The sequence below is a fragment of the Neobacillus niacini genome (assembly GCF_036961885.1).
Taxonomy (GTDB): Bacteria; Bacillota; Bacilli; order Bacillales; family Cytobacillaceae; genus Neobacillus; species Neobacillus niacini_H.
In genome coordinates this window covers 24,718-50,362 of sequence record NZ_JBALNQ010000009.1, presented here as the reverse complement: position 1 = coordinate 50,362, position 25,645 = coordinate 24,718, and the positions used below count along the sequence as shown (strand labels likewise).

Annotated in this window: 31 protein-coding genes; 25 read left to right on the top strand and 6 right to left on the bottom strand. The window is 36.8% G+C overall.

What is annotated here, in order from left to right:
* The first annotated feature begins 16 nt into the window (after nucleotides 1-16).
* The 15 genes from V7124_RS05005 to V7124_RS04935 all read left to right on the top strand — a co-directional run bounded on the left by V7124_RS05005 (nucleotide 17) and on the right by V7124_RS04935 (nucleotide 14,700).
* Nucleotides 17-499, top strand: coding sequence for an aromatic-ring-hydroxylating dioxygenase subunit beta (locus V7124_RS05005; protein WP_335413659.1), 483 nt, complete (start codon nucleotides 17-19; stop codon nucleotides 497-499).
* Nucleotides 500-1,498 carry a CobW family GTP-binding protein gene (locus V7124_RS05000; RefSeq protein WP_335486769.1) on the top strand — a complete coding sequence of 333 codons (999 nt, stop codon included), beginning with the start codon at nucleotides 500-502 and terminating at the stop codon, nucleotides 1,496-1,498.
* 153 nt (nucleotides 1,499-1,651) lie between these two features.
* The gene (locus V7124_RS04995) at nucleotides 1,652-2,131 is read left to right on the top strand and encodes an SRPBCC family protein (RefSeq protein WP_335413664.1); all 480 of its coding nucleotides are present in this window, start codon (nucleotides 1,652-1,654) and stop codon (nucleotides 2,129-2,131) included.
* A gap of 50 nt (nucleotides 2,132-2,181) precedes the next feature.
* Entirely contained in the window at nucleotides 2,182-2,937 is a 756-nt protein-coding gene (locus V7124_RS04990) for a maleate cis-trans isomerase family protein (protein WP_335413668.1), read from the top strand.
* A 37-nt stretch (nucleotides 2,938-2,974) separates the two neighbouring features.
* Nucleotides 2,975-3,856 carry an FAD binding domain-containing protein gene (locus tag V7124_RS04985; RefSeq protein ID WP_335413670.1) on the top strand — a complete coding sequence of 294 codons (882 nt, stop codon included), beginning with the start codon at nucleotides 2,975-2,977 and terminating at the stop codon, nucleotides 3,854-3,856.
* Nucleotides 3,853-4,323: a (2Fe-2S)-binding protein gene (locus tag V7124_RS04980; RefSeq protein ID WP_335413672.1), complete on the top strand. Its 471-nt coding sequence runs from the start codon at nucleotides 3,853-3,855 to the stop codon at nucleotides 4,321-4,323. The genes V7124_RS04985 and V7124_RS04980 overlap by 4 nt, the downstream gene beginning before the upstream one ends.
* A 21-nt stretch (nucleotides 4,324-4,344) precedes the next feature.
* Nucleotides 4,345-6,708 (top strand): xanthine dehydrogenase family protein molybdopterin-binding subunit, encoded by a 2,364-nt coding sequence (locus V7124_RS04975; protein WP_335486766.1) that lies wholly within the window; start codon nucleotides 4,345-4,347, stop codon nucleotides 6,706-6,708.
* A gap of 83 nt (nucleotides 6,709-6,791) precedes the next feature.
* Nucleotides 6,792-7,646, top strand: a complete 855-nt coding sequence (locus tag V7124_RS04970) for a branched-chain amino acid ABC transporter permease (RefSeq protein WP_335413677.1) — start codon at nucleotides 6,792-6,794, stop codon at nucleotides 7,644-7,646.
* Nucleotides 7,646-8,635, top strand: coding sequence for a branched-chain amino acid ABC transporter permease (locus tag V7124_RS04965; RefSeq protein ID WP_335413681.1), 990 nt, complete (start codon nucleotides 7,646-7,648; stop codon nucleotides 8,633-8,635). Before V7124_RS04970 ends, V7124_RS04965 begins: the two co-directional genes overlap by 1 nt.
* Nucleotides 8,610-9,359, top strand: coding sequence for an ABC transporter ATP-binding protein (locus V7124_RS04960; RefSeq protein WP_335413683.1), 750 nt, complete (start codon nucleotides 8,610-8,612; stop codon nucleotides 9,357-9,359). The genes V7124_RS04965 and V7124_RS04960 overlap by 26 nt, the downstream gene beginning before the upstream one ends.
* A 1-nt stretch (nucleotide 9,360) precedes the next feature.
* A complete protein-coding gene (locus V7124_RS04955) occupies nucleotides 9,361-10,065 on the top strand; it encodes an ABC transporter ATP-binding protein (protein WP_335486763.1) in 705 nt (234 codons plus the stop codon).
* A 15-nt stretch (nucleotides 10,066-10,080) separates the two neighbouring features.
* Nucleotides 10,081-11,328 (top strand): ABC transporter substrate-binding protein, encoded by a 1,248-nt coding sequence (locus tag V7124_RS04950; protein WP_335486760.1) that lies wholly within the window; start codon nucleotides 10,081-10,083, stop codon nucleotides 11,326-11,328.
* 88 nt (nucleotides 11,329-11,416) lie between these two features.
* Nucleotides 11,417-12,679 carry a benzoate/H(+) symporter BenE family transporter gene (locus V7124_RS04945; protein ID WP_335486757.1) on the top strand — a complete coding sequence of 421 codons (1,263 nt, stop codon included), beginning with the start codon at nucleotides 11,417-11,419 and terminating at the stop codon, nucleotides 12,677-12,679.
* Nucleotides 12,680-13,844: 1,165 nt separating this feature from the next.
* Nucleotides 13,845-14,360, top strand: coding sequence for a YkvA family protein (locus tag V7124_RS04940; protein ID WP_335486755.1), 516 nt, complete (start codon nucleotides 13,845-13,847; stop codon nucleotides 14,358-14,360).
* 130 nt (nucleotides 14,361-14,490) lie between these two features.
* On the top strand, nucleotides 14,491-14,700 hold the full coding sequence (locus V7124_RS04935) for a hypothetical protein (protein WP_335413702.1): 210 nt from the start codon (nucleotides 14,491-14,493) through the stop codon (nucleotides 14,698-14,700).
* Between the two features lie 167 nt (nucleotides 14,701-14,867).
* On the opposite strand, the gene V7124_RS04930 is transcribed toward V7124_RS04935, so the two are convergent.
* The 3 genes from V7124_RS04930 to V7124_RS04920 all read right to left on the bottom strand — a co-directional run bounded on the left by V7124_RS04930 (nucleotide 14,868) and on the right by V7124_RS04920 (nucleotide 16,501).
* Nucleotides 14,868-15,203: a L,D-transpeptidase gene (locus V7124_RS04930; RefSeq protein ID WP_335486752.1), complete on the bottom strand. Its 336-nt coding sequence runs from the start codon at nucleotides 15,201-15,203 to the stop codon at nucleotides 14,868-14,870.
* Nucleotides 15,204-15,736: 533 nt separating this feature from the next.
* Complete coding sequence (locus tag V7124_RS04925) at nucleotides 15,737-16,144, bottom strand: hypothetical protein (RefSeq protein ID WP_335486749.1); 408 nt, start codon at nucleotides 16,142-16,144, stop codon at nucleotides 15,737-15,739.
* Between the two features lie 246 nt (nucleotides 16,145-16,390).
* Nucleotides 16,391-16,501: a YjcZ family sporulation protein gene (locus V7124_RS04920; RefSeq protein WP_335413711.1), complete on the bottom strand. Its 111-nt coding sequence runs from the start codon at nucleotides 16,499-16,501 to the stop codon at nucleotides 16,391-16,393.
* Between the two features lie 185 nt (nucleotides 16,502-16,686).
* Here V7124_RS04920 and V7124_RS26245 point away from each other — a divergent pair, with 185 nt between their 5' ends.
* The 5 genes from V7124_RS26245 to V7124_RS04905 all read left to right on the top strand — a co-directional run bounded on the left by V7124_RS26245 (nucleotide 16,687) and on the right by V7124_RS04905 (nucleotide 18,219).
* A complete protein-coding gene (locus V7124_RS26245) occupies nucleotides 16,687-16,803 on the top strand; it encodes a DUF1259 domain-containing protein (protein ID WP_420490506.1) in 117 nt (38 codons plus the stop codon).
* Between the two features lie 256 nt (nucleotides 16,804-17,059).
* Nucleotides 17,060-17,299, top strand: coding sequence for a DUF3951 domain-containing protein (locus tag V7124_RS04915; RefSeq protein WP_335486746.1), 240 nt, complete (start codon nucleotides 17,060-17,062; stop codon nucleotides 17,297-17,299).
* A gap of 121 nt (nucleotides 17,300-17,420) precedes the next feature.
* On the top strand, nucleotides 17,421-17,609 hold the full coding sequence (locus V7124_RS04910; protein WP_420489523.1) for a hypothetical protein: 189 nt from the start codon (nucleotides 17,421-17,423) through the stop codon (nucleotides 17,607-17,609).
* Nucleotides 17,606-17,701 carry a hypothetical protein gene (locus tag V7124_RS26240; protein WP_420489526.1) on the top strand — a complete coding sequence of 32 codons (96 nt, stop codon included), beginning with the start codon at nucleotides 17,606-17,608 and terminating at the stop codon, nucleotides 17,699-17,701. The genes V7124_RS04910 and V7124_RS26240 overlap by 4 nt, the downstream gene beginning before the upstream one ends.
* A gap of 218 nt (nucleotides 17,702-17,919) precedes the next feature.
* Nucleotides 17,920-18,219, top strand: coding sequence for an Ada metal-binding domain-containing protein (locus V7124_RS04905; protein WP_335486743.1), 300 nt, complete (start codon nucleotides 17,920-17,922; stop codon nucleotides 18,217-18,219).
* Between the two features lie 162 nt (nucleotides 18,220-18,381).
* On the opposite strand, the gene hxlB is transcribed toward V7124_RS04905, so the two are convergent.
* The gene (gene hxlB / locus V7124_RS04900) at nucleotides 18,382-18,942 is read right to left on the bottom strand and encodes a 6-phospho-3-hexuloisomerase (RefSeq protein ID WP_335486740.1); all 561 of its coding nucleotides are present in this window, start codon (nucleotides 18,940-18,942) and stop codon (nucleotides 18,382-18,384) included.
* Between the two features lie 4 nt (nucleotides 18,943-18,946).
* Complete coding sequence (hxlA, locus tag V7124_RS04895; RefSeq protein ID WP_335413727.1) at nucleotides 18,947-19,579, bottom strand: 3-hexulose-6-phosphate synthase; 633 nt, start codon at nucleotides 19,577-19,579, stop codon at nucleotides 18,947-18,949.
* Nucleotides 19,580-19,775: 196 nt separating this feature from the next.
* On the opposite strand from hxlA, the gene V7124_RS04890 reads away from it, so the two are divergent.
* Nucleotides 19,776-20,159: a winged helix-turn-helix transcriptional regulator gene (locus V7124_RS04890; RefSeq protein ID WP_335486737.1), complete on the top strand. Its 384-nt coding sequence runs from the start codon at nucleotides 19,776-19,778 to the stop codon at nucleotides 20,157-20,159.
* A gap of 210 nt (nucleotides 20,160-20,369) precedes the next feature.
* Here V7124_RS04890 and V7124_RS04885 read toward each other — a convergent pair whose 3' ends face one another.
* The gene (locus tag V7124_RS04885; RefSeq protein ID WP_335413734.1) at nucleotides 20,370-21,212 is read right to left on the bottom strand and encodes an aldo/keto reductase; all 843 of its coding nucleotides are present in this window, start codon (nucleotides 21,210-21,212) and stop codon (nucleotides 20,370-20,372) included.
* 274 nt (nucleotides 21,213-21,486) lie between these two features.
* On the opposite strand from V7124_RS04885, the gene V7124_RS04880 reads away from it, so the two are divergent.
* The 4 genes from V7124_RS04880 (at nucleotide 21,487) to V7124_RS04865 (ending at nucleotide 25,389) form a co-directional block, all read left to right on the top strand.
* A complete protein-coding gene (locus V7124_RS04880; protein WP_335486734.1) occupies nucleotides 21,487-22,521 on the top strand; it encodes an ABC transporter permease in 1,035 nt (344 codons plus the stop codon).
* 1 nt (nucleotide 22,522) lies between these two features.
* On the top strand, nucleotides 22,523-23,218 hold the full coding sequence (locus tag V7124_RS04875) for an ABC transporter ATP-binding protein (protein WP_335486731.1): 696 nt from the start codon (nucleotides 22,523-22,525) through the stop codon (nucleotides 23,216-23,218).
* A gap of 111 nt (nucleotides 23,219-23,329) precedes the next feature.
* Nucleotides 23,330-24,010, top strand: a complete 681-nt coding sequence (locus tag V7124_RS04870) for a response regulator transcription factor (RefSeq protein ID WP_335486728.1) — start codon at nucleotides 23,330-23,332, stop codon at nucleotides 24,008-24,010.
* Nucleotides 24,007-25,389: a sensor histidine kinase gene (locus V7124_RS04865; protein WP_335486725.1), complete on the top strand. Its 1,383-nt coding sequence runs from the start codon at nucleotides 24,007-24,009 to the stop codon at nucleotides 25,387-25,389. Before V7124_RS04870 ends, V7124_RS04865 begins: the two co-directional genes overlap by 4 nt.
* The last annotated feature ends 256 nt before the right edge of the window (nucleotides 25,390-25,645 follow it).

The window sequence follows — 25,645 nt, the reverse complement described above, 5'->3', positions numbered from 1 at the left end:
TATAGGAGGCATGAAAATGAATGAAGTTCTTGTAGACCGAAAGGATATAGAAGCTTTTCTTATAGATGAAGCCTCTTATTTAGATGAAGGAAAATTTAGTGAATGGTTAGACTTATTTACGGAGGATGCTTGGTATTGGATTCCTTCTAATAAAGATCACTATGATCCGAATACGCATGTATCTATTATTTATGATAGTAAAGAGCGATTGGATGAACGAGTGTGGCGATTACAAAGTGGTTTAGCATATGGACAGGACCCACAATCGAGAACAAGACATTTAATCACCAATGTTAAAGTTCTAGAAAGAGAGGAATACTCGCTTACGGTTAGTTCAAATTTTATTATTGTGGAATTAAGACGCGGGATCCAAACGATATATTCCGGCAGATTTGAACACAAGCTGAGGATCTACGGTCACTCTTGGAAGATTGCTTCTAAAAAAGTAGAACTGATTAATAATAACGAATTTCTCGGAAACCTGAGCTTCTTGTTATAAATGGGTGCAAGTATTATGAATAGAGTTCCCGTTATCATATTAAGTGGATTTTTAGGGAGTGGAAAAACAACTGTATTATTGAATTTGCTAAAAGAATCAGAGCGAAAAGAGATAACATCTGGAATACTCATGAATGAATTTGGAAAAATGGATGTTGACAGTCACATTATAAACGGAAGAAGTTCTGTACCTATACAATCACTTTCTGACGGATGTGTCTGTTGTAGTAAAAAAAGTGATCTGATAAATAGCTTTGAACAACTATTAAGAACGAATCCACAAATCATTTTTGTGGAATTAACAGGTATTGCAAATCCAGAGGAAGTCATGGATGAAATGTTGAAAAAGGAATTAATTTCCCGAGTGTTTGTGAAAAGTGTAGTTACGCTAGTGGATGCTGAAACTATTTCAGGGATAACATCTTTCGATATGAGGACCACATATGCTAGACAACTATCTTCTGCGGATTGTATTATCGTCAATAAGATGGATAATGTAGCGGATGGGCTTAGACCCAAAATGGAAAAAGTAATTAAAGAGTTAAATGAATCGGCTGAGATTACATTCACAACCTTAGGTAAGGTTTGCCTGGATAAACTTCTAAATGTTAAAAGGGCATGCAAAAAAAGCGATCGAAAGGATTCATTCAAAACCTCTGAAAATCATGAGTTTGCAGGAGACCAACCTTCATATGATTATTTATCAACAATAGCAATTCCTGTTCCAATTAAAGTGACTAAAAGTATAATAGAAGAATATTTCTCTCTTCTAAAGCCAAACTTAATTAGGGCAAAAGGATTTGTCCAATTAGAAGAAGATAATAAGATTTATTTAGTTCAGCTTACTAGGGATAGGGTTAGCTGGGAGATCTTTTTAGAATTTGAAAGTAATCCATTTATTACTTTAATTGGTATAGATATAAATGCTAATCAAGCATTTGAGGAATTTTCGAGTCTTGTAAAAAAACCAATTGATGAACTTTTGATGAATTATATTTAAAAATATAGATCAATAATGATTGGAGAAATACCTTTTAAAAATAAATGTCACAATATGTCGTTAACTAAAATATTCAGAAAATACAGAACTATGTATAATTAAAAACATGCTAACTAGTAAACTATCATTAGATTATAAGGGGTGTTTGAACAGATGAATCTTGAAGGCGAAGCGAAATTTTCGATGGATGTAAATCAGTTATGGGACTCACTTCTAGATGAAGAAATTTTAAAAAAAGTAATTCCGGGCTGTCATGAATTAGTCTTAAAAGAAAATGGGGAATATGATGTAGTTTTAAAATTGGGTGTTGCTGCCGTCAAAGGAGAATATATCGGTAAGGTGAAAATTGAAGGTGTAGATAAACCAAATTATTATATTCTCCATGCATCTGGCAGTGGTTCTCCAGGTCATGTAGAAGCCCAAATGCATTGTAGGATTTTTGAGATGGAGGGTGGATCAAGACTTGAATGGAAGTGTGACGCTGTTATCGGCGGTACAATTGCGAGTGTAGGGAATAGGGTACTCGCAGGAGTGGCTAAATTTCTAGCTGGCAAGTTTTTCAAAGATATTCAAAAGGTGGTCATAGCTGTATCACTAGAGACAGCTGAAAATTCCATTGTAGAAGTCGAATAATAAAAATAAATATGGTTGTCCAAAAAAACGTAAAAGGTGGAAATAAAAGAATGAAAAAAAATTATCGAGTAGGACTAATAGTTCCTAGCTCCAACACAACAATGGAAACTGAAATTCCTGCAATGCTGCATTCTAAGATGACTGAATCTTCAGAAGCCTCATTCACTTTTCATTCAAGCAGGATGAGAATGAAGCATGTTTCAAAAGAGGAATTATCTAAGATGGATGTGGAAAGTGACCGGTGTGCGGTCGAATTATCGGATGCCCGCTGTGATATTCTTGCTTATGCCTGTCTTGTAGCAATTATGTGCCAGGGAGCTGGTTACCATCTAAGCTCTGAAAAAAGACTGTATGGTGCCACGGTTGAAAACGGGGGAGCAGCCCCTGTTATTAGTAGTGCCGGAGCATTAGTAGAGGGTATAAAAACCATTAATGCAAAGAAGGTCTCCATTATTACGCCGTACATGAAACCATTAACTGAGACGGTAATTGATTATTTAGAACAAAGTGGGATTGAAGTGATTGATTCGATTAGTCTTGAAGTACCTGATAATTTGGATGTTGGGCGATTAGATCCCAATAATCTTCCTGCCATTGCGAAAAAGTTAAACATTGATGGAGCTGATGCTATCGTTCTTTCTGCGTGTGTTCAAATGCCATCTCTCCCAGCTGTTCAAAAGGTTGAAGACGAGCTTGGGTTACCAGTGTTAACTGCAGGCACCTCAACTGTATATAAAATATTAAAGCAATTGGAGTTGGAAACATTTGTCCCCAACGCTGGAAGCTTATTATCGGGAAAATATTAATAAAAGTAAATAAAACTAGTATAAGGAGGTCAACTTAATGAAGCCCCCAAAGTTCTCCTATCTAAGACCTAATAATCTCTTAGAAGCACTTGAAATGTTGGCTGAATATGGAGACGAGGCCAAAATCATGTCCGGAGGTCAAAGTTTGATTCCATTATTAAACATGAGGCTGTCAACTCCTGCCTACATAATAGATATTGGCAGAGTTGAAGAATTGAAAGGGATAAGAGATGAGGAAGATACCATTGTTATCGGCGGGATGACTCGGCATGCAGATGTAGAAAAATCACCATTAATTAGAGAAAAATGTCCACTTTTGTCTGAAGGGATCCGGTGGGTAGGACATAATCAAATCAGGACGAGAGGAACGATAGGCGGGAGTATTGCTCATGCTGATCCTTCAGCTGAACTGCCATGTATGTTAACCGCTTTAAGAGGGGAAATCGTTATCGTTTCAAACGAGGAGGAAATGATCTTTTCACCTCAGGAATTCTTTCTAAGTTATTTATTAACCTCCCTGGAGCCAAATCAACTTGTAAAGGAAATCCGTTTTCCGAAAATAAAAAAGGGAAGTGGATATGCCTTTGAAGAGGTTGCTAGACGACATGGGGATTTTGCTTTAGTAGAGGTAGCCGCAGTCATAGAACTGAATACGGATGGGACGATTGCAGATGCAAAAATCGCATTAGGCGGTGCAAATTCTGTTCCTTTTATCCCAGAAGAAACAGAAGGATTTTTAATTGGAAAGCTGCCAGACGATTCCATTCTAAAAGAAGCTGCTGTTCTTCAATTAGATGAACTTGATCCAGAAGGTGATATACACGGCTCGAAGGAATACCGCCGATATTTATCGGGTGTTTTACTAGAAAGGGCATTATATAAGGCTGTTGAACGGGCGAGGGAAGGAGTAATCGCATGAGTATGAATACCGTTAAAATAAAAGTTAATGGAAGTTTAATAGTAAAAGAGATTGAATCTCGATGGCTGTTATCAGACTTTTTACGGGATAAACTTGGTTTAACTGGAACACATGTAGGATGTGAACATGGTGTTTGCGGAGCATGTACGGTTTTAATTGATGGTGAGCCTGTTCGTTCCTGTTTGATGCTGGCTGTTCAGGCCGATGGCTTAGAAGTTGAGACTGTGGAATCACTAGCTGGAGATGATGGATCCCTCCATCCGATACAAAAAGCGTTTGCCGACAATCATGCCTTACAATGTGGGTTTTGTACTCCAGGTTTTCTAATGTCAGTCAAAAACTTCATGGAGAATCATCCTGATTTACCAACAGATGAAGAAATCCGCGAAGCGATTTCTGGTAACCTTTGTCGTTGTACCGGATACAGCAATATTATTAAAGCTGTAAAAGAGGCATACGTTTTGTAATGTTAACAAGGAGGATTCGTTGTGAAACAATTTGTTGGCCAGAATGTAAAAAGAAAAGAGGATTATCGGCTTCTCACGGGTTCCGGAAGGTTTGTCGCTGATATTCGAATTGAAAATATGGTGGAAGCGGCAATTTTAAGAAGTCCTTATGCCCATGCCAAAATAAAAAACATAGATCCTTCTCAGGCAAAAAATTATGAGGGTGTTCTTGATGTCATCATAGCAGACGACTTAGAGGGCAGCGTAAAACCATTTACTGAATTTGTAGAATTCACTTTGCCCCCACAGCTAGAAGCTGATATTAAACCAACCATCAAGAAAAACCCTGAACCCATGCTGGCTAAAGATAAAGTAACGTTTGTCGGTCAAGCGGTTGCCATTGTATTAGCTGTAGACCGCTATGTTGCTGAGGATGCACTTGCCTTGATTAAAGTTGAATATGAAGCTTTGCCTGTGGTCACGGATCCTTTTGAAACAATTAAGGATGACGCACCTGTCATTCATCAAGAGCTGGGCAATAATATCCAATCACATTTTGAGGTGAAAGTTGGAGATATCGACTATGCCTTTAAACAGGCTAATCATATTTTAAAAACACGAATAACAACTCCTAGAGTATCTGGAAATCCGCTTGAAACAAGAGGGGTAATTGCCGAATATGAGGAGCGGAATCAACAGCTTGAAGTTTGGTCATCTACACAAGTACCGTATATGGTTAGGTCCTATCTTTCAAAGCTTGTTGGGTTGGTGGAAGACAGCATCCGTGTTGTAGCCCCAGATGTAGGGGGAGGCTTTGGTCCGAAATGCGCCGTCTATCCGGAAGAAATCATCATTCCCTATCTTGCAATGAAATACAAGCGACCTGTTAAGTGGATTGAAGACCGCCTTGAACACATGCAAAGTACTAGACATTCACGTGATCAGGTACATGACGTGGAGGTTGCTTTTAAAAATGATGGAACAATCCTTGGATTAAAAGATCAGTTCTTGCTGGATAATGGTGCACATAATTCCTTTGCCTTATGCTGTGCCTATAATTCGGCTGCTCATTTAAGGGGAATGTATCACATTCCAAATTATAATATTACTGGTCGAATCGTCTTGACCAATAAAACACCTAACGTCCCTTATCGTGGCGCAGGAAGACCGGAAGCGGTATACGTTATGGATCGAATTATTTATATGATTGCCTCTAAGTTAAATCTTGATCCGGTGGAAGTGTCAATGAGGAATTTTGTACGACCTGAACATATGCCATATGACACAGGGATTTTTTACCGGGATGGAGCCAATATGGTTTTAGAAAATGGAAATTATACTGAGTCATTAAAACAAGCCATGAAAATCGTTGATTATGAGGAGTTCCGCCAACAGCAAGAGGACGCTAGAAAAAAGGGTAAATATATTGGCATTGGCTTTTCATCCTATATTGAAGGAACAGGTATTGGTCCTTTTGAAGGGGCTGTTGTTAAAATCGATCCAACAGGTCATATTTTGGTCGGAGTTGGTTCAAGCCCACACGGTCAAAGTCATGAGACCACATTCTCTCAAATATGTGCAGATGTATTTGGAGTGAACCCCGAGCAGGTAACTGTACGGGCAGGAGATACAAGTTTACTGCCATATGGTGTTGGCACTTTTGCCAGCAGAGGAGCCGTTACGGCAGGGTCCGCGGTACAAGGGGCTTCAAAACAATTAAAGGAAAAACTTATCGCTACAGCTGGAGTAATGCTCGGAGTTTCATCGGATGTATTAGAAATGCATGGTGGAAAAGTATATCTTAAAAATGATCCAGCTAAAGGAGTTTCTCTACAGGAAATTGCTCAGGCTTCTAGACCAGGACCGCGCTGTAAGGTTCCAAAAGGAATAGAACCAGGAGCAAGTGCCACTTACTATTTTGTTCCGCTTACCGTGACATTTTCTTCAGGTTTTCATGTAGCGGTTGTGGAAGTTGACAAGGAAACAGGATTTGTTAACATCCATCGTTATATTGTAGTACATGATTGTGGCCGAGTTATCAACCCGAAGATTGTGGATGGGCAAATTCAAGGTGGAGTTGCTCAAGGAATTGGCGGTGCTCTCTATGAAGAGATTATTTACGATAAAAACGGTCAATTAATAACCGGAACTTATATGGATTATTTAATCCCAACATCAATGGAAATTCCTAATGTTGAAATGGGCCACCAGGAATACTTATCACCTCACAATCCAATGGGGATCAAGGGAGTTGGAGAAGGCGGTGCGATTAGTCCCCCTGCTGCGATTGCAAATGCAGTATGCGATGCAATGAAACCATTAAATATCGAAATAAACACACTCCCTATTAGTCCAAATAAACTAAGAAGTTTAATAGTGGAAGCTGAATTGCAGGAAGTTTATTAAATTATTAAATTCTTTCGATCTTTTTTTTACTCTATAAACAATATAAGCACAGTGATAATAAAAAATAAAAGGGGAGGCTGAAGATGGATTACATTATTTATGGAATAATCACTGGTTGTATTTTGATAATAGCTTCCATCGGTTTTTCAATGGTTTGGAAAACAGAAAACTTCTTAAATATTGCTCATGGACAAATGCTCTTAATAGGTGCTTACATGGCCTATCTTTTTAAAAGCGTACTCAACTTCCCGTTTGCTCTTTCTATGATTTGTTCTGTTATTGCTACAGCGGTGTTGGGATTATTATTTGCGAAGGTTTTCTATTTCCCAGTACGTAAAAGTGGAATTCTAGTCTTACTCTTTACTTCTATCGGTCTTTCATGGGTAATCTACGGAGTGGTTCAGGCAATTGTTGGCCCTCAGATTCGAACTTTTGGACTTGAGACAAGTAATATGATCGAATTGTTTGGGCGGCAGCTCCTTTCTTATCAAGAATTACTAATTATCCTTATTTCGATAGTTTGTGTAATTGTGCTTCATTTCATCTTAACAAAAACCAAAAATGGTAAAGGCTTCAGAGCAATGGCTGAGAATCGTGATTTAGCCCAAATTCGAGGAATCAATTCTAAGAAACTATCCGATTATGTTTGGCTGATCTCTTCGGGATTAGCCGGATTAGCCGGAATTCTCCTTGCAATGACAGGGACTTTGAATATGGAGTTAGGCTGGCAGCAAATTTTAATTATCATGTCCGTGGTAATTGTTGGGGGTATGGGGAACCTTTACGGGACAATGCTTGCTGCCCTCATTATTGGATTAAGTATGGATGTTAGTACAATGATAGTTCCTACCTCTTACAGAACAGCAATTGCCTTTGTTATTGTCATCTTAGTGTTGTTAATACGCCCTCAGGGTCTATCCAAGCGAGGTGCTCATTAATGGAGATTTTAGTTTTCCTTTCAGGTCTGATTGCATTAGGCGGTATCTATGCAATGCTTGCTGTAGCATTGAATGTGAATGGCGGATTACTTGGATTATGGGATTTAGGAGTTGTCGGTTATTTTGCAGTAGGCGCCTATTCCTATACCTTGCTCACTATTGATGCTCCAGAGGGGCTTGGGCTCCCAATGATTGCGGGTGTCATTGGAGCTGCCGTTATTACCGGTTTACTGAGTTTATTTATCGGGTATACCTCCCTTCGGTTACAGAATGAGTATTTATTAATTACAACCTTTGCTTTTGCTGAAATCATTAGAATCATAGCAGGTAACGAGGAATGGTTAACAAATGGAAATATTGGTTTTTTCGGCTTAGATAAACCATTTCAAGACATAATTCCAGGTTCCAATTATATGTTATTTTTCTCAGGGTTAGTGCTTTTAACCTTGGTTCTATTTTATATCTTTGCCCAGCGATTGGCAGATTCGCCAATGGGCAGGTACATGAGAGCAATTCGGGAAAACGAACTAGTAACCCAGTCTATTGGGAAGAAAATATTCTCCACAAAGTTAAAAGTGTTTGTATTGAGCAGTTCCATGGTTGGTATTGTTGGCTGCTTTTATGTGTGGTACATGTCGATCATTGCACCAAATATGTTTACATCCACAATCACATTTACAGTTTGGACCGCACTTGTTTTAGGCGGGATTGGTAATAACCGTGGAGCAGTAATGGGTGCATTCGTACTAATTCTCGTCCAAGAAGGTACGCGCTTTATACCTGTTGCTGCAGAATATAGCGTTGTCTTAGCAGGATTACGTCAATTTATCTCTGGGATGATGTTGATTCTCGTTCTACGATTCTTGCCTCAAGGATTAATTGCAGAAAAGTTCAAATCAGTCGAGAAGCTATTTAAATTTCATCATAATTCGTTAATCCTCGAACCGAAGGGGGTAAGGGAAAATGTTGCAAGTCAAGGGGCTGAGTAAGAACTTTGGTGGAGTTCAAGCAGTTAAAGATGTGACATTAGAGGTTAATCAAGGTGAAATTGTTGGATTAATAGGACCAAATGGTGCTGGGAAAACAACCCTTTTTAATATGATTAGTTTATTTTTACCTTCAAATTCGGGACAGATTACCTTCTTAAACGAAAAAATTGATACAGCCACTCCAGATGGTGTAGTCGAGAAAGGATTATTAAGAACCTTTCAAACTCCTGTTGGGTTTCCGAAACTAAGTTTGCTTGAAAATCTAATGGTTGTTCCTCCAAATGAAGGAGAAGGGATATTTTCCATATTCCTTTTTAGAAAAAAAATTATTCAAAGGGAACAGGAACATTATGCAAAGGTTTGTGGACTTCTCAGGCAGTTTAATTTATTTGATAAGCGAAACGAGCTTGCTGAAAATTTAAGTGCCGCAGAGCTAAAACTATTGGAATTGTGCAGGCAGTTAATGGCTAGTCCGAAAATTATGCTTCTTGATGAACCAGCTTCTGGTGTAAACCCGGTGATGCTAGATAAAATGGTCCAGCATATTTTAAGGCTTAGAAGCGAAGGAATGACCTTCCTAGTAATCGATCATAATCTAGGTTTCATTTATCGGATTTGTGATCGTATTTATTGCCTGGCAAATGGGGAGTTAATCGCCTCAGGTACTCCTGAAGAAATTTCAAATAATGAACAGGTTAAATCTGTATATCTGGGGGCGAGTTAAGATGAGCTTTCTTGAAGTAAAGGATGTCGTTTCTGGATATGGGAAAATCCCGATTTTACATGAGATAAACCTTCATGTTAATCAGGGAGAAATGGTAGGAATCATTGGGTCTAATGGAGCTGGAAAAACTACGTTAATGCATACGATAAGTGGTTTGCTGCCATTAATGAGCGGTTCTATTACCTTCCAAGGAAAGCGGATTGACCAATTACCTCCAAGTGATATAGCAAGAATGGGACTAGGTTATGTTCCCCAGCGAAAAAATGTATTTGCGGATTTAACTGTTCTTGAAAATCTTGAAATGGGTGCGTATACATTAAAAAAGCAAAAAGAAAAGATTAATGAAATGCTAGAGATGTTTCCACGCCTGAAAGAAAGAATTGGACAAAAAGCAGGAACGTTAAGCGGCGGGGAAAGACAAATGCTCGCTTTAGCAAGTGCATTGATTGTAAATCCGAAATTTCTTCTCCTAGATGAACCGATAACGGGATTGGCTCCGCAGATTATTCAAGGTCTTATCGACATGATTGTTGAGATTCGAGATAAAGGCACAACCGTGATCTGGGTTGTAGAGGAAAATCCAAAAGAAGTGTTAAAACACGCAGATCGTGTTTATTTAATGGATTCTGGAATCATTAAAATGGAACGGACTGGAAAACAATTTTTGGAAGAAGAAAATTTAGAAGAGCTATTCTTGGGCCACTAAGGAGGAGGAAGGAAAATGAAAAAAGTTTCGATGGCAGCTATTTCAATTTGTACCGCATTAACAGTAATGACGGGGTGTGCAAGCTCCACAGGAAGTTCAGGGAATAGTGGTTCTAATAGTGGCGGGGATGTGAATGTTGGGTTCTTATCAGGGCTAACTGGCTGGCTTGGAGCCTTTACGAAAGAAAATATTAATTCTATTCTTCTAGCAAAGGATGAAATTAACGCAGCAGGCGGTATCCTTGATGGGAAGAAGATTAATATCATCGACGTAGATACTGCTTCTACTGTGGAAGGCTCAATTAAGGGTTTTCAAAAGCTGGTAAACGCTGATAAGGCAGTAGTAGCAATTGGGCCAGAGACAGAATCTATGCTTGCCTTATTAAAAGAAGCGCCAAAATCAAAAGTACCAATTATGTCAGCCTTTGCAGGTTCAACAGAACTTGATGAGGTTGGCGGAAATTATGCATTCAGAACAGCCGCTTCAGACTCAACAATAGGAGAGGTACGTGCAAAGGTATTAATTGAAAGCGGAGTAAAAGAAATAGCCATTATGGTTGGAAACTATGAAGGTGCTCAAAGTGACGTTGAGAGATTTAGAGAAACATATGAAGGTTTAGGTGGGAAGGTTCTGGCTGAAGTAACCTTCAATTCAGGTCAGAATACGTATAATGGGGAATTGAAAAAGATTGCAGACGTAAATCCAAAATTAGTGTATTATTCTGGTGCCATTGACACAGCCCCAACAATTTTTAAGTCAGCAAAGCAAAGAGGATACGAATGGGATTGGTATATAACACCTGATGTTGCTGTTCAAGAATTCATTGATGTTATTGGAAAGGATATCGCTGAAGGAATTAAGACAATCATTCCAATGGAGGATGAAAATAACGAAGGCTTTAAACGTTTCAATAAGGACTATGAAGCAAAGTTTAAAGCTAAACCATCTGGCGGATATTACAATGCCAATACGTATGACCTATTAATTGCATCCGCTTTAGCAATGGAAGCAGCAGGCGAAGCAAGCGGTAAGGCAATAAATGAAAAAATCCGTGAAGTTACAAACCCACCGGGCAAGATAGTAACTACATTTGAAGAGGGTCTTAAGGAACTGCGTGCAGGAAACGATATTGACTATCAAGGTGCCTCTGGTCCAATCGACTTTGACCAACACGGAAATGTTGTATCTTCATATGCTTTAATGGAAGTTAAAAATGGCGAATGGAAACAAGATAAATTCTTTACCGCAGATTTTCTTGAATAAAATTTCTGCATAATATAAAAACAGAAAACAAAGAGGCAAAAATCAATATTTTGCCTCTTTGTTCATTTAAAATGTTGGGGGAATTAGAATGAGAAAGGGAAATCTTCAACGACTACATATCTTTTCATCACCTCAATCAGCTATTCGCTCCCAGAACCTTTCATCAGGTATTGTATCTGGTTTACTGGCAGCCACAGGTCCGCCAGTCATTATCTTAGAGGCCGCAGCGAATGGCAATTTTACAGATGCACAAACGATTTCTTGGATGTTTTCTGTCTATTTTTTTGGAGGACTATTTAGTGTTGTCCTTCCCATGTTTTATCGAATACCAATTGTGGGCGCCCACTCCATTACAGGAGTTGCATTCTTAGCAACCATAACTTCACAGGTCCCTTTCAATCAATTGATCGGCAGTTACATGATATCAAGTCTATTAATCTTTCTCGTTGGTATTTTTGGGTTATTCGCAAAATTCATGAATTATGTCCCTAAGGAAATTATAGCAGCTATGATGGCAGGTATTATTACAAGCTATGTTGTAAGATTAATCGTGGCCGTTCAACACTTGCCCTTGATAGGTGGAACCGCATTGCTTACATACTTTTTGTTTTCTAAGTGGAAATTACGAGTTCCCCCCGTCATTGCCGCCGTTTTCTCTGGGTTTATTGTTCTGATAGTAACATATAATTTTGATGTAGCAACTGGTAGTAACACTGGTTTTGTTATGCCGATATTTCAACTGCCGGAATTTAATCTATTAACTATTTTCACTGTTTCAGTACCTCTTGCCTTATTGATTTTGAGTAACGATGCAGCCCCAGGTATCGGAGCATTACAACAAAACAACTATGAGCCTCCGATTAATAAAATTGTTACTTTAAGCGGGATATTTTCTCTTTTTGCCAATTTGTTTGGCGGTCAGTCTGCAAATGTTGCGGGTATGATGACAGCTATTTGCTCGGGCAAGGAAACTGGCATGAAAGAAAAAAGGTATATAGCAGCCATAGTTTCAGGGATTTTAATTATTTTGTTTGGTATCTTTGCCTGGTGGACAGTGCCTTTTATTAAATCATTGCCAGGTGATTTTGTGTCAATGCTGGCAGGATTTGCACTATTTGGAGTGTTAGGGTCCAGCCTAAATCTGAGTTTTTCGCAGCCCACTAGGATGATAAGTGTTACGTTTACCTTTGTTATAGCAATGTCAAACATTAGTATATTGTTTATTAGTGCACCTGTTTGGGCATTAGCAGGAGGAGCCCTAATTGCAAATTTTGTAGAAAAAAAAGAAGAAAAACAGGTGGGAAAAGGGGAAACTCATGGCGAAGGTAACTCTTACAGCGGTGGAGAATAAGTCTAAAATTTATTACGGATTTCTCGCATACGGATATCTGTTAAAATGATGTCCAGATTCTCTTTTTCAATCCAAAATAAAGCCTCTTTCCCATTCTCCACTGTGCCAATAAAATTGTGTTTCTACCGCGCTTTGCTTGGTGGCCTTCTTATAAAAGAGCAAAATTTAATCTGTTCTTTTTACAAGTGAGGAAATTGATCCAGAAAAAGAGGGATTTTCAGAAGAAGTATTACAGTCTCTATTATTAGTAGAGGACTGGGCTCAAACTATTCATCATCGGAAGCGTCCCTATGTTCAGGATGAGAGAAAACACATCAAGCCGGGAATAGAGAGAATCAATAATATAAAATAAACAAGCCTAACTATGTTAAAAGGCTTGTTTATTTTTGACCATTTTTAAGTTTAATTTTCCCAAAATGAACAAAGTGTTTTTCTGTAATGTATCTGTTATATACACTAATTATCTCATTTTAACATCTGCTTGATTACAGCCATTGAAATGTACCACATTTGATATATAGCATTTAACACCAAATGATGAAAAGGTGTCCCAAAGAATGACAGACTGTTTACCACTGCCCTTCCATGTGGTGTTAAAAGATATTAACCGTATTTTTTAGAATCAAAAGTGTTGTGAAAATTTGATTGATGCTCATTAAGGTCAGTCTTATGGTATGCTCTTGTATTTCGTAGTAGACTTATACTGCCCAGTAAATTTCTTCATTTTTTTATTTTCCTTGCTCCCTTTTAAAAAGAAAAGAAGCAAATGGTAGGGAATCGATATATTAGAAAATAGGAGACAAATCTGTAAAAGATTATATTAGTCGGTGGAACCGGATCCTAAACAAAGGTTTATATAATGGAGAAACAGAGCTTACTCCTTATTTGATAGCATCTGTTGATAGGGAGTATCCAGAAGACTCTCATTATCGCCTCATACTTAAACGATATATTGAATTCCAAAACAAACTGGAACAAAAAAGTTAATAAGGATAGTTGGGAAATGATCGGAGAAGTATATAATATATAAAGGTTAGTAGAGGGTAAGGCAAAATGTAAAGAATTTCAACTTAGTTATTTTGAAATACTAGTGTTTTAAAAGATGGTAAATGGATAATTATGGTGTAAGATGTATATGTAATCTACTAATCGTTGGAGTGATTTCATGCTAAAAAGTCTATTTAAGAAGAAAACGGATTTAGTCGACTTAACCTCATCTCATATTGATGAATTCGACGAAATTGAAATTGAAGAAGAACTAGTTGTTGATTTAAAAGATGAAGCAGAAAAACTGAATGCTGAAGATATAAACCAACACGAAGAGCATTTTTCAGAGGAAAAGTTTTGGACTAAGGTTCAAAAGTTTTCTAAAAGAGCTGGAACTTCTGTAGTCTATGCCGTTCTATTACTTTATTACACACTTCAAAAGCCTGATATACCATTAAAAGTTAAAGCAACCATTGTTGGGGCTTTAGGTTACTTTGTTTTTCCTCTAGATATTATTCCCGACTTAGCAGTTGGTGTAGGATATGTTGACGATTTAAGTGTTGTACTATTCGCTTTAGTTCAAGTAGCTTTATATGTGGATGATGAAATTAAAATGCAAGCCAAAAATAAACTAAAAGATTTATTTGGCGAGAATGTAGATACAACGGATGTTGATAATAAGCTAGGTAGATAATGAATTATGAGTCTGTTTCCATGCTCATTAATCCATCCTCGTAAATTTGTCCTTTTTGGACATAATATGTTACGGGACAGTGCAGCTAAAACAATAGCACTTCCCTATAAAAAACGAGGGAGTGAAATAGATGGCTGATATCAACGAACGCAAACGTGAGGATATCGATACTGGCGAGGCAGCAGGGACTGATGTAGGTGCTTTTGCTGGGGATACCATGGCTTCTGCTCTTGATCCATTTGGTAGTGTTGCAAGTGCTGTTGCTGGCGGAGCGCTGGACAACATGGCGGAGGGAGTTACCGTTGATCACGACAATGATGGCTCCAAAACAAGAGATTAGACTTACGTAAAGTCATCCTTTAACCGAAGGGTTATTGCATGCAGTGGACTTCCTAGAGGGGAGTCCTTTTTTAATAAATAAGTTAATGAGCCTCTATAAATAAATTTCCATTTTTATTGAAAGTTTCTAATTTTTTATTGGATAGCGTCCACTAGTAAAATAACGAGTTATTTATGAATTACAACACTAGTACCAATCGTAACTCTAGAGGATAAATCTAGAACATCATGATTAAACATCCTAATACAGCCATGGGAAACATTCTTACCGATTGAAGCTGGGTTATTAGTTCCATGTATACCGTAATGAGGTTTTGACAATCCCATCCAAAGAACTCCAAATGGTCCACCAGGATTACGTTGTTTATTGATTATCATGTATGTCCCAGAAGGTGTTGGTGACAATATTTTTCCTACTGCAATTGGGTACGTTTTTATCAGCCTATTTCCATCAAAAAGTATTAATTGATGTTTCGATGTAGATACGTTAATCCATCTCGCCATGAGGGATCACTCCAGTTTTTAACATAATGTATGAAGTCATTCAGTTATTTGTTAATTAACTTGAAATTAATCAGCAACCAAGAATTGCAGGTTATGAACCAATTAATGTTGATTATTACCTTTAGAAGATGAGATCGTTAATTAAGTATCCTTTAAAATTGCTCCTTCTTATTAGTTAGAAGAATTGGTGGTGAAAATCAGATGGAAATAACTCAGAGAGATTCTTGAGCGCATTCAATCAAATTCATGACTTGTTCCGAATAGTAACAAGACCATCGTTAGATGGACCGCGGAATGCGATTTCCTTAAACAACTTCTAAAAATAAAAAAGCGTCTGCAATTCATGCAAACGCCTCTTAGGAGGTCTATATACAGCTGGTGGGCTTACTAATAGGATATGCAATCAGAATTAATCTGAATGGGACAAGTGCTGATTATAGTAATTTTAGAATTTTGCACCACGACTTGTCGAAAATCAACAATAAAATTTAACATATCCAATAACTAAATAACTCTATTCTTAAAGAAAGTAACTACTTTTTAAATTTTTCATTTATTTTACTTAAAAAAGGTGCTACTTCTTTAATTAATGGTTTAAATTGTTTAGATGTAGCAACTATGGTACCAAAGGTTTCCATAAGCAATCCAATATCAACATTTTTAATGAAATTTTCTATTTGATTCTGAGTGTTTTGAGTCTGTTTCGGCCTGTTTTGATTCGATATAGGTTCCTTTCTTCCACGTCCAAAAAACCAATCATCATCGTTATGATTTGATCTGTTATCGAAAGATAATTGTTCTTTTTGTTCGAGAATTTCTTGTGAAATATTTTCGCTTTCTTTGTAAGTTTCTCTTGGTTTACGGTTTCCAAACATTATTCTTGAAAAAGGGTCCATTTCTCTATTCGACTTATGTTTTTGATTATGATCATTACCCTCCAACAACTTCTTCCTCCTCTCTTTAATACTCTTTTAGATAAGCTATGATTAGTTGAGTATTTTTGTGTGGATGCAGCCCATTAATAGTGTAGTAAGTAATCTAAACAAGGCAAAAATCAGCATGAGTCTTTTTTCTTCATAATAAGAACCTAATGTGGATTAATAAATTAAATAGAAAATAGAAGCGTCGGTTGACGCTTCTATACACTAAAGAAGTAGTGTGTTTTGTTCTGTGATTCTTTTACAAGCTTAGTACCCGCCCATGAAACTTGCACCAACAATAATTAAAAGAATGAATAGAACCACGATTAGTGCGAAGTTCATTCTAGATCCACCACCATATCCGCCGCCGTTTGACATAATGTATCACCACCTCTTTATAGAATCTATATATATTATGGAATGATGATAAATCTGAAATGGACAAACATGGAATTTTGAATATATTAGATCAATCACTCTTTAGTTATGATTTTGGTGTAACAATTACGGAATTGCGTCAGTTTTTGAAAATTATAAGCAATTGAAAAACAGGTACACCTGAAATCGCTATAACTGGTGATTTTGTACTAACTACTGAAGAACTAAATCCTGTTGCAACAACATTACGAAAACATGGTATTGAAGTAACTGCTTTAATTTTGAATAGTCGTCCTTGTTAATAAAGGTGAAAGAGTAATACAATGATTGGCTGCGTGCTTCTCTTTTTCTTTATTCAGCTAAAAAGGTCAACCAGAAAAATCTGGCTAACCTTATAAGAACGGGGAGCAAGAGTTGAAGATCAAACTTGATCGGCAACTCTTTTTTTCTTACCGAAGTAAATAGCAGTAAAGTTTAAGTGCGAAACTAGTTATCTTATCATTCGTATATAATATAAAGATATTAAATCTGGATTCCAATTATAAAGGGGAGATGTTGATGAATCCTATGGATTTAATGGCAGTAGGTTTTCCAGCTGTTATAGTTATATTAGTCCTAATTGGCTTTTATAAAGTGTTGGTAAAGAAGAGAAGTATAACACCTTTCTATACTCCATTTGACGAAATAACTAGACAAACTGAAGTTGAGTTTCACGAAGAACAAATAATTCTTGCAGAAGATGAAGACCAAGGAGACGACAAGAATAAAAAAAGTAGAATGAAATTTCCTAATGAGTAATAACTTAAATCTCATTCTTATCTTAAAACAATGATTATCATTAAAGTTTGATGACTAATCCTATTCAACTCGGGGTGCGTTAGTTAAATTTGGAAGTCATAGTTTAAGAAGGTGAAAAGAAGTGGAGAAACAATTTGAAATGGCACACCGTTTTAGTAGTCATCATCGAAAGGAATTAGTAAAGGACAATATATGTGGTTGCTTTTATTGTTTGAAAATCTTTAATCCCTCTGAAATTACCGATTGGTGTGATAGTGAAAATAGGAAGCTTCAGCATATAAATATTCTGCCTGGTGGGCGAATGAAATAGATGGAACTCACACACATGCACGTTCATGGTTAATGGCTGGATGGAAAACGGCTGAGGTAAAACCCGGAAAAATGGTGACATTTATGAAATAATTTGCTACTTCAAAAAATGATATATGGGATTATTTGAACAACGTTGCTCTTCATGGTCAGTACCATTGAGGACAGATTAATCAGCAATTAAGAATTGCAGGTTATGAACCAATTAATGTTGATTATATTACCTTTAGAATGTGAGATCGTTACTACTCTAAACCATCAAATGGAATAATGGATTATGAAGATAAAATAAATGTGAGGAGCTAAAATGGATGGGGAATAGGAAAGATGATATTTCAGTAACGGATGAACCTCAAAAAACATATACACTTATTGGCACTGATAAACGACCCTATGTGAGTAAAACACCTGGTACATATGGCGGTCACCGCAAAACGAAAGTTTACGGACAAATGGATTGTTCTTCAGCAATACGCGCATTAAATAAAGGCGGTTATGTAAAAAATCGGGTCTTTTTTGCAGATGAGCCAACAGCGATTGCAGCAGGTTTCCGACCATGTGCAGTGTGCCTCCCAGAGAAGTATGCTATTTGGAAGAGACAAAACGTATAGAAGTCAATAAATTTGGATGATTCGCGGAAGGATATTTTCAAGAGAATTATTTGATTATTTCACTTAAGTGAAAAAAACACAAAAAGGCTTAGAGATAGTTTCATCCCTAAGCCTTTTACTTGTTGCCTTCATTTAAAGTAGTGGAATACCATTTATTTTTCTCTATTCGAGATTCGCATGTTTTCCATACATTTTAGTAGAATCCAATCCTTTTTTCTCCATAAAGCGCAAGATGACGGAATCATAAAATAACAACATCGTTTGCTCAAATAGAGATCCCATTGGTTGAATCGTCTTGTAATCACCTGTAGATTGATCCTTCGTTACTCCCGGTAATGTAACAATCATATCAGCTAATGCTCCAATGGTTGATTCAGGAGAAATGGTGATAGCTGCGACTGTACCGCCTAAGCTCTTAGCTTTTTCAGCAATGGCCACTAAGGTTTTAGTTTCACCTGAACCAGAACCAACGATTAATAGATCGCCCTTTTCTAAATTAGCTGTTACGGTTTCACCCACAACATAGGCATCAATCCCCATGTGCATCATTCGCATGACAAAGGATTTACCCATCAATCCAGATCTGCCTGCACCAGCCACAAAGATTTTCTTCGATTCTAAAATCTGGTTTACCAATTTCTCTGCTTCTGCATCAGAAATGAGCTGGACCGTTTGACTTAATTCCTGAACGACTTGTGCTAAATATTCAGTAGTCTTCTTCATGGAATTACCCTTGTTTCATTAATTCTTGCATTTCGCGTGCTGTTGCTTTTTTATCTTCTTTACTTGTAATCCCGCCACCAACAATAACTAAATCTGGTTGTTGTTTAATGACTTCGGGAAGTGTTTCTAATTTAATTCCACCTGCAATGGCGGTTTTCGCATTTTTAACAACGCTCTTGATCGTTGCAAGGTCTTCAAATGAATTTTTTCCAACAGCTTGAAGGTCGTAACCTGTGTGAACGCAGATATAATCTACACCTAGTTCATCTAGTTCTTTTGCACGAGCGGCAATATCCTTTACAGCGATCATATCGGCAAGGATTTGTTTCCCTTGTTTTTTCGCTTCTTCGACTGCACCTTTAATGGATTCGTCTTCAGCAGTTCCAAGAATCGTAATGATGTCAGCACCTGCAGCAGATGCTTGGCTGACTTCATATCCAGCTGCATCCATAATTTTCAGGTCAGCTAATACAGTTAGGTTAGGAAAGGCAGCTTTTACTTCTTTTACAGCTTTAAGTCCTTCATTGATTACCACAGGAGTACCAATTTCTACCACATCAATATGCTCTTCTACCTCTTTCACTAATGCAATTGCTCCTGGAATATCGACAAGGTCTAATGCTAATTGTAATTTCATTTATAATCGCTCCTTAATAGAATGTTTTTTATTGTGCTTCAATTGAGATGTGCTAACGTTTCCCTGTGAAAAATGATTTTCTCATTGGCACGAGGTTTAGTATACTCTGTATGTTATCCATTTAAAAGTACGCACTTTTACCGCATATAGTGATAAAAAGTATACTATTGGGTAAATTAAGCAGGAGGTGAATGAAATGCCGAATTTAGGAGAGAAGACGTTTAGCTGTGAAAAGGAATTGACACTGGCAGTTATTGGTGGTAAATGGAAAATGTTAATTTTATGGCATTTAGGCAAAGAAGGAACGAAACGATTTGGTGAATTAAAAGCCCTGATGCCAGGGATTACCCAAAGAATGCTGGTTAATCAATTGCGTGAACTGGAAGATCATTTAATCGTACATCGTGAAGTATACCCTGTCGTTCCACCGAAAGTTGAGTATTCATTGACTGAGTATGGAAGAAATCTAATGCCGATTTTAGAAGCAATGTATGACTGGGGCAAAGATTACATTGAGCATGTATTGGAAAAGGAAAAGGAAAAGGAAACGGAAACGGAAGATGAACCGGCTGTTAAGTAAAAAAAGTTTCTTTTCATACTGTAGGACAATCATAACTTGCCACGGTTAGCCATAAATAACCGTGGTTTTTTATTGTGTATGTAAAAGCAACAACACACTATATATAGAAAGAGTATAAAAAAAGCCTTGGACAGTGATTTATACATACTCGCTGCCCACGGCTTTTTTTGTATTTATCCTTTAATATTCCAAGCGTAGTTTCTTAATTGATTAAAATTCCTCATAAACCGCAGGATCCTGATTAGCAATCCTTCCATCAGGGCGGCTTAATGCCGAAATCATTGCCATTTCTGAATCATCCAGTGAGAAGTTGAAAATGGAAATGTTCTCTACCTGGTGAAGGGGTGAAGCTGATTTAGGAATCGAAATTGCTCCAAGCTGGTAGTGCCAACGTAAAACGATTTGTGGAATCGTTTTGTTATGATGGGTAGCAATTGTTTGAAGGGTATCAATTTCTAAATCTTTGAATCCGCGAGTGAATGGGCTCCAAGATTCTGTCGCAATATTTTTCTCTTCATGGTATTTTCTTTGTTCAGCTTGGTTAAAGAAGGGATGTAATTCAATTTGGTTAATGCTTGGTTTGACGCAGGTTTCTTTTTCCAAACGATCCAAATGTTCTGGTAAGAAATTACAAACACCAATTGAACGAATGAGTCCCCATTTTTTAGCGTCAATCAAAGCCTGCCAAGCTTCTACATATTTATCCTGGTTAGGATTCGGCCAGTGAATGAGGTATAGATCATAGTAATCTAGGTTAGCTCGGTATAGAGATTCTTGAATGGTTGCAACTGCTTTGTCGTAGTCCTGATAGCGACCTGGAAGTTTGGAAGTAATGAGTAATTCATGTCTTGGTACAGAACTACGGCGAACAGCTTCACCGACCGTTCCTTCATTTTCGTAATTATAGGCTGAGTCAATCAGGCGATAGCCATTATTGATCGCACCTACGATGGCATTTACTCCAGCATTTCCTTTAAGCGGGTAGGTACCAAAACCCATCACAGGCAAGGTTAATCCATCATTTAACGTAACCTCTGGAATCTTAATTTCCATAAACTAACACTCCTCTCCATTTATATCCTAAGATATCACAATTTTGATACTTCTTCATTATTGGGGTTTGCGAAAAAAGGCGGGGTCCACTTGCATGAATAATAAATTTCTCTTGGTTAAATAACTTTATAGGCGTTGGCTTTAAGGATGCTAGTAATTTTATTAGAATTAATACATTTTTGCTCATATGCTAACAATGTAATAATCCGTTCATTTTCTGTTCATTTAAGAGGTGTATTCTAAGGAAGTCAAGAAGAAAGTGGAGGTATGAATGATGAATCTTGCATTTAAAGAAATTAAGAAAAATAAAGTTAGATTTTTAATATTAGGATCAATAATTTTTCTCGTAAGTTTACTAACTTATATTATTTCAGGTTTAGCGAATGGATTATCACAGGACAATGCTTCATTAATTAAAGATTTACCAGAAGGACATTTTTACATGAATCCAGAGGCAGAAGAAACATATAATCTGTCTCGCATTGATAGCAGTTTGCAAGAAGAGATAGTTAACGACTATCAAGACGCTACCGCACTATCCATTCAAATGGGTTTTCTAGATGATCGTAACGGCAAGCAACAAAGTGTTGTATTTGTTACTTCAACCGAGTCGGAAATTTTTAATGATGTCAAAGATGGCGAAATCCTATTAGATCGTTCATTGGAGGATAAGGGGATCAAAGTTGGAGATATGTTAACGAACCCTCAATTTAGCGGTGAGTTTATTGTAAAAGGTTTTGTTGACCAAACGAAATTCAGCCATGCAGCTGTTGCATTTATTAATATGGAGGACTACAAAGAAATCTATAAAGTTAATGAGATGCAGTTAGTATTTATACCAAAAGAAAATTCTCCTCATGAGATAACGGGTTTACAATCATTTACAAAACAAGAATTTCTCAAAACAATACCAAGTTATAGCGCAGAACAGATGACGTTAAATATGATTGTTTGGTTTTTGGTCGTAATTAGCGGAATGTTGTATGCCATCTTTTTCTATATGATGAACGTTCAAAAGATTGGTTTGTACGGTATTTTAAAAGCAATCGGTGTAAAGACAAGTAGATTATTTACAATGATGTGGACACAAATGTTTTTGATTACAATTACTTCACTTGCGCTGTCTATTGCAATTAGCCAAGGCTTTAACACGATTGCACCTGAAGGAATGCCTTTTAGTTTAACCATTGAAACAACGTTGATATTATCTGGGGTATTCCTCATGATTGGATTTATAGGCACTACTATTGCAAGCTTACAAATTAAAAAAATAGAACCGTTACAAGCGATTCAACAAGGAGAGATGTAGTATGTCTTTATTCACCATTACTAAAGTGAGAAAAACGTTTCAAAATGGGGATAGTAAGGAGGAAATATTAAAAGGAGTGAATCTTTCTCTTAGAGAAGGTGAAATAGCAGCATTAGTGGGTGCATCAGGCTCAGGTAAAAGTACACTGCTTACAATAGCTGCAGGACTTCAATCTGCATCAGATGGTCAGGTGCTTTTTGAAGAGAAAAATATAAGTGCCATGAATCAAGAGCAAATTCGAGAAATAAGATCGAAAAAATTTGGTTTTATCTTTCAATTTTCACACCTTGTTCCATTTCTCACCGTACAAGAACAATTAATGTTAATGCTAGATGTTTCTGAAACGGAACTTAAGAAAAGTGAACAAAAAAGAGAAGTGGATAAAATTCTGCAATTAGTTGGAATGGAACATCGAAAACATGCCTATCCATCCTCATTGTCAGGTGGGGAGAAACAAAGAGTTGCTATTGCTCGTGCAATTATTCATAAACCTAAAGTTCTTTTTGCGGATGAGCCGACTGCAAGTCTAGATTCAAAAAGGTCTAAAGAGGTAATGGAATTAATACGAGAGATAACGAAAACCTTGAACATTACTACCCTAATCGTAACGCATGATGAAGAGATGCTTTCTTACACCGATCACATCATTAAAATGAGCGATGGTTTGATTTTAAAAAATAAAGAGTTAATTCATTAATTTTAAGATACAATGTACCACTTCGCTTATTTTTTTTAAAAAAAGCCCGGTTATTTTGTACTGGGCTATTTTTTGATATTCAGTTCGTTAGGATAGTAAGGAGGTACCATAATGACAAATATTCTAGTTGCAGATGACGATATCAATATTTTAAAGCTTGTATCCATTCACTTGTCTGAACAAGGTTATATAGTATTTAAAGCAAAAGATGGAATTGAGGCTCTAGAAATCCTAAATAGAGAAACCTGTCACTTAGCAGTTGTTGATGTAATGATGCCGTTTATGGACGGATACAAATTAACAAGGGAAATTCGAAAGCAGTATAATATCCCGGTCATCCTTTTAACAGCAAAAAATCAAATTGAAGATAAGGAGCAGGGATTTCAAGCGGGTACAGACGATTATTTAGTTAAACCATTTGAACCAAAAGAGTTAAGCTTTCGAATAAAAGCATTATTGCGTCGGTATGACAATCAATCAGATGAGATTACGATTCGCATAGGCAGTACAACGATAAATAAAATGAGCTATGAGGTTCAGATTGGTGACAAAATGTTCCTTTTACCTTTGAAAGAATTTGAACTTTTGTATTTTTTAATGTCAAATTCTATGAAAGTTTTCTCTAGAGAAAAGCTAATTGAACATATTTGGGGGATAGATTATGAGGGAGATGACCGAACTGTAGATGTTCATATAAAAAGGTTGAGAGAACGTTTTACTAAAATAACAGATGACTTTCAAATTAAAACAGTACGAGGGGTTGGATATTTGCTAGAGGCCAAACGATCATGAAAACACTCTACGTAAAATTCGTTGTCATTTTCATTGGTATCTTGATCTTGAGCAGTATTCTTGCTTTTTTAATATCCAGTGCCTATTATCAGCAAGTATTGAAACCCGATAATGATGAAAAAATCACAAAAATTGCGCAATCGGTCTCAACCTATATTGACGCGCATCCGAATATCAACTTGGATGAGTACTTAGATCATATTTCTTCCATTGGATATCAAATGTACTTAATTGATAATTTGGGGGAAGAAGGTTTTTGGGGTGCAGCGTTTAGAGATAAAAGTCTCTCTACTTCAATGATTGAGCTTGTGTTAAACGGTAATACGTATCACGGTATTCTTAACTTCCCACAAGAAACGTTTGTAACCGGATTTTTTGCAAATGAGTTGATGAATACAATAGGTGTACCATTTACATATAACGAAAGAAACTATGCCCTTTTTATCAGACCAGATATTAAACTTCTTTTTAATGAAATGCATTATTTGTTTGGCTGGTTGCTTGTATTGACCATACTACTGAGCATCATTATGGTCCTTTTTAGTACCAAATATTTAGTAAAGCCCATTTCAAAATTAACAAAAGCCACAAAATCCCTTTCCAATGGCGACTTTAATGTTGAACTTGATAGTACTCGACACGATGAGTTAGGGGAACTTTCCAATAGCTTTTTACGTATGGCAAGAAAATTAGAACAAATGGATGATGTGAGGAAGGAGTTCATCTCGAATATTTCTCATGATATTCAGTCACCATTATCGAATATAAAAGGGTATACAAAGCTATTAGAAAATGAATCAATCACGATGGAAGATAGATGGCAGTACATTACAATTATTCATGATGAAATTAGAAGATTATCTAATTTAACGAAACAATTAGTACTACTTGCCTCGTTAGATCGGAGTGATAATTTTTTGAAAAAAAAATCATTCAATGTTAGTGAGCAGATTAAAGAATTGGCACGAAATTATCAATGGCTAGTAAGTGAAAAAGGGATTATGCTAAGTTACTCTTTACCTGATGTCTATATGTTCGGTGATCCGTCTTTACTCAACACAGTTTGGGATAACTTACTAACAAATGCCATTAAATATAATAGGCCTGATGGAAGTATTGAAATATCACTGGAAGATAAGGAAGACTCGATCATCGTTCGTTTCAAAGATACAGGAATAGGTTTAAATCATTCAGAAATTGAACGGATTTTCGACCGATTTTATCGGGCAGATACCTCACGTACACGTACAATTGAGGGAACAGGACTGGGGTTGTCAATTGTTTGGACGATAATCAAATTGCATGAAGGGCATATACAGGTGGAAAGTAAAGAAAATGTAGGGACAACCTTTGTTGTAGAGCTGCCTAATAATTTATAAACAAAATTAAGTCATACATTGACGATTGAATGACCAATCTTCAATGTATGGCTTTTTATTGTAAACGATTATTCATTCTTTCATATAGAATTGGTTAAAACATAATGATTTAAAGTAAAAATAAATTTTTCAAAATAGGGCTTAACCTATTGGGAATACACATGAATGAATGCATAGGATAGTGTAGCCGCAGCACCATTGTTTCTTAACATACAGAACATGCACCTTAATAGAAAGTCTCTAATACAAAAAAGCC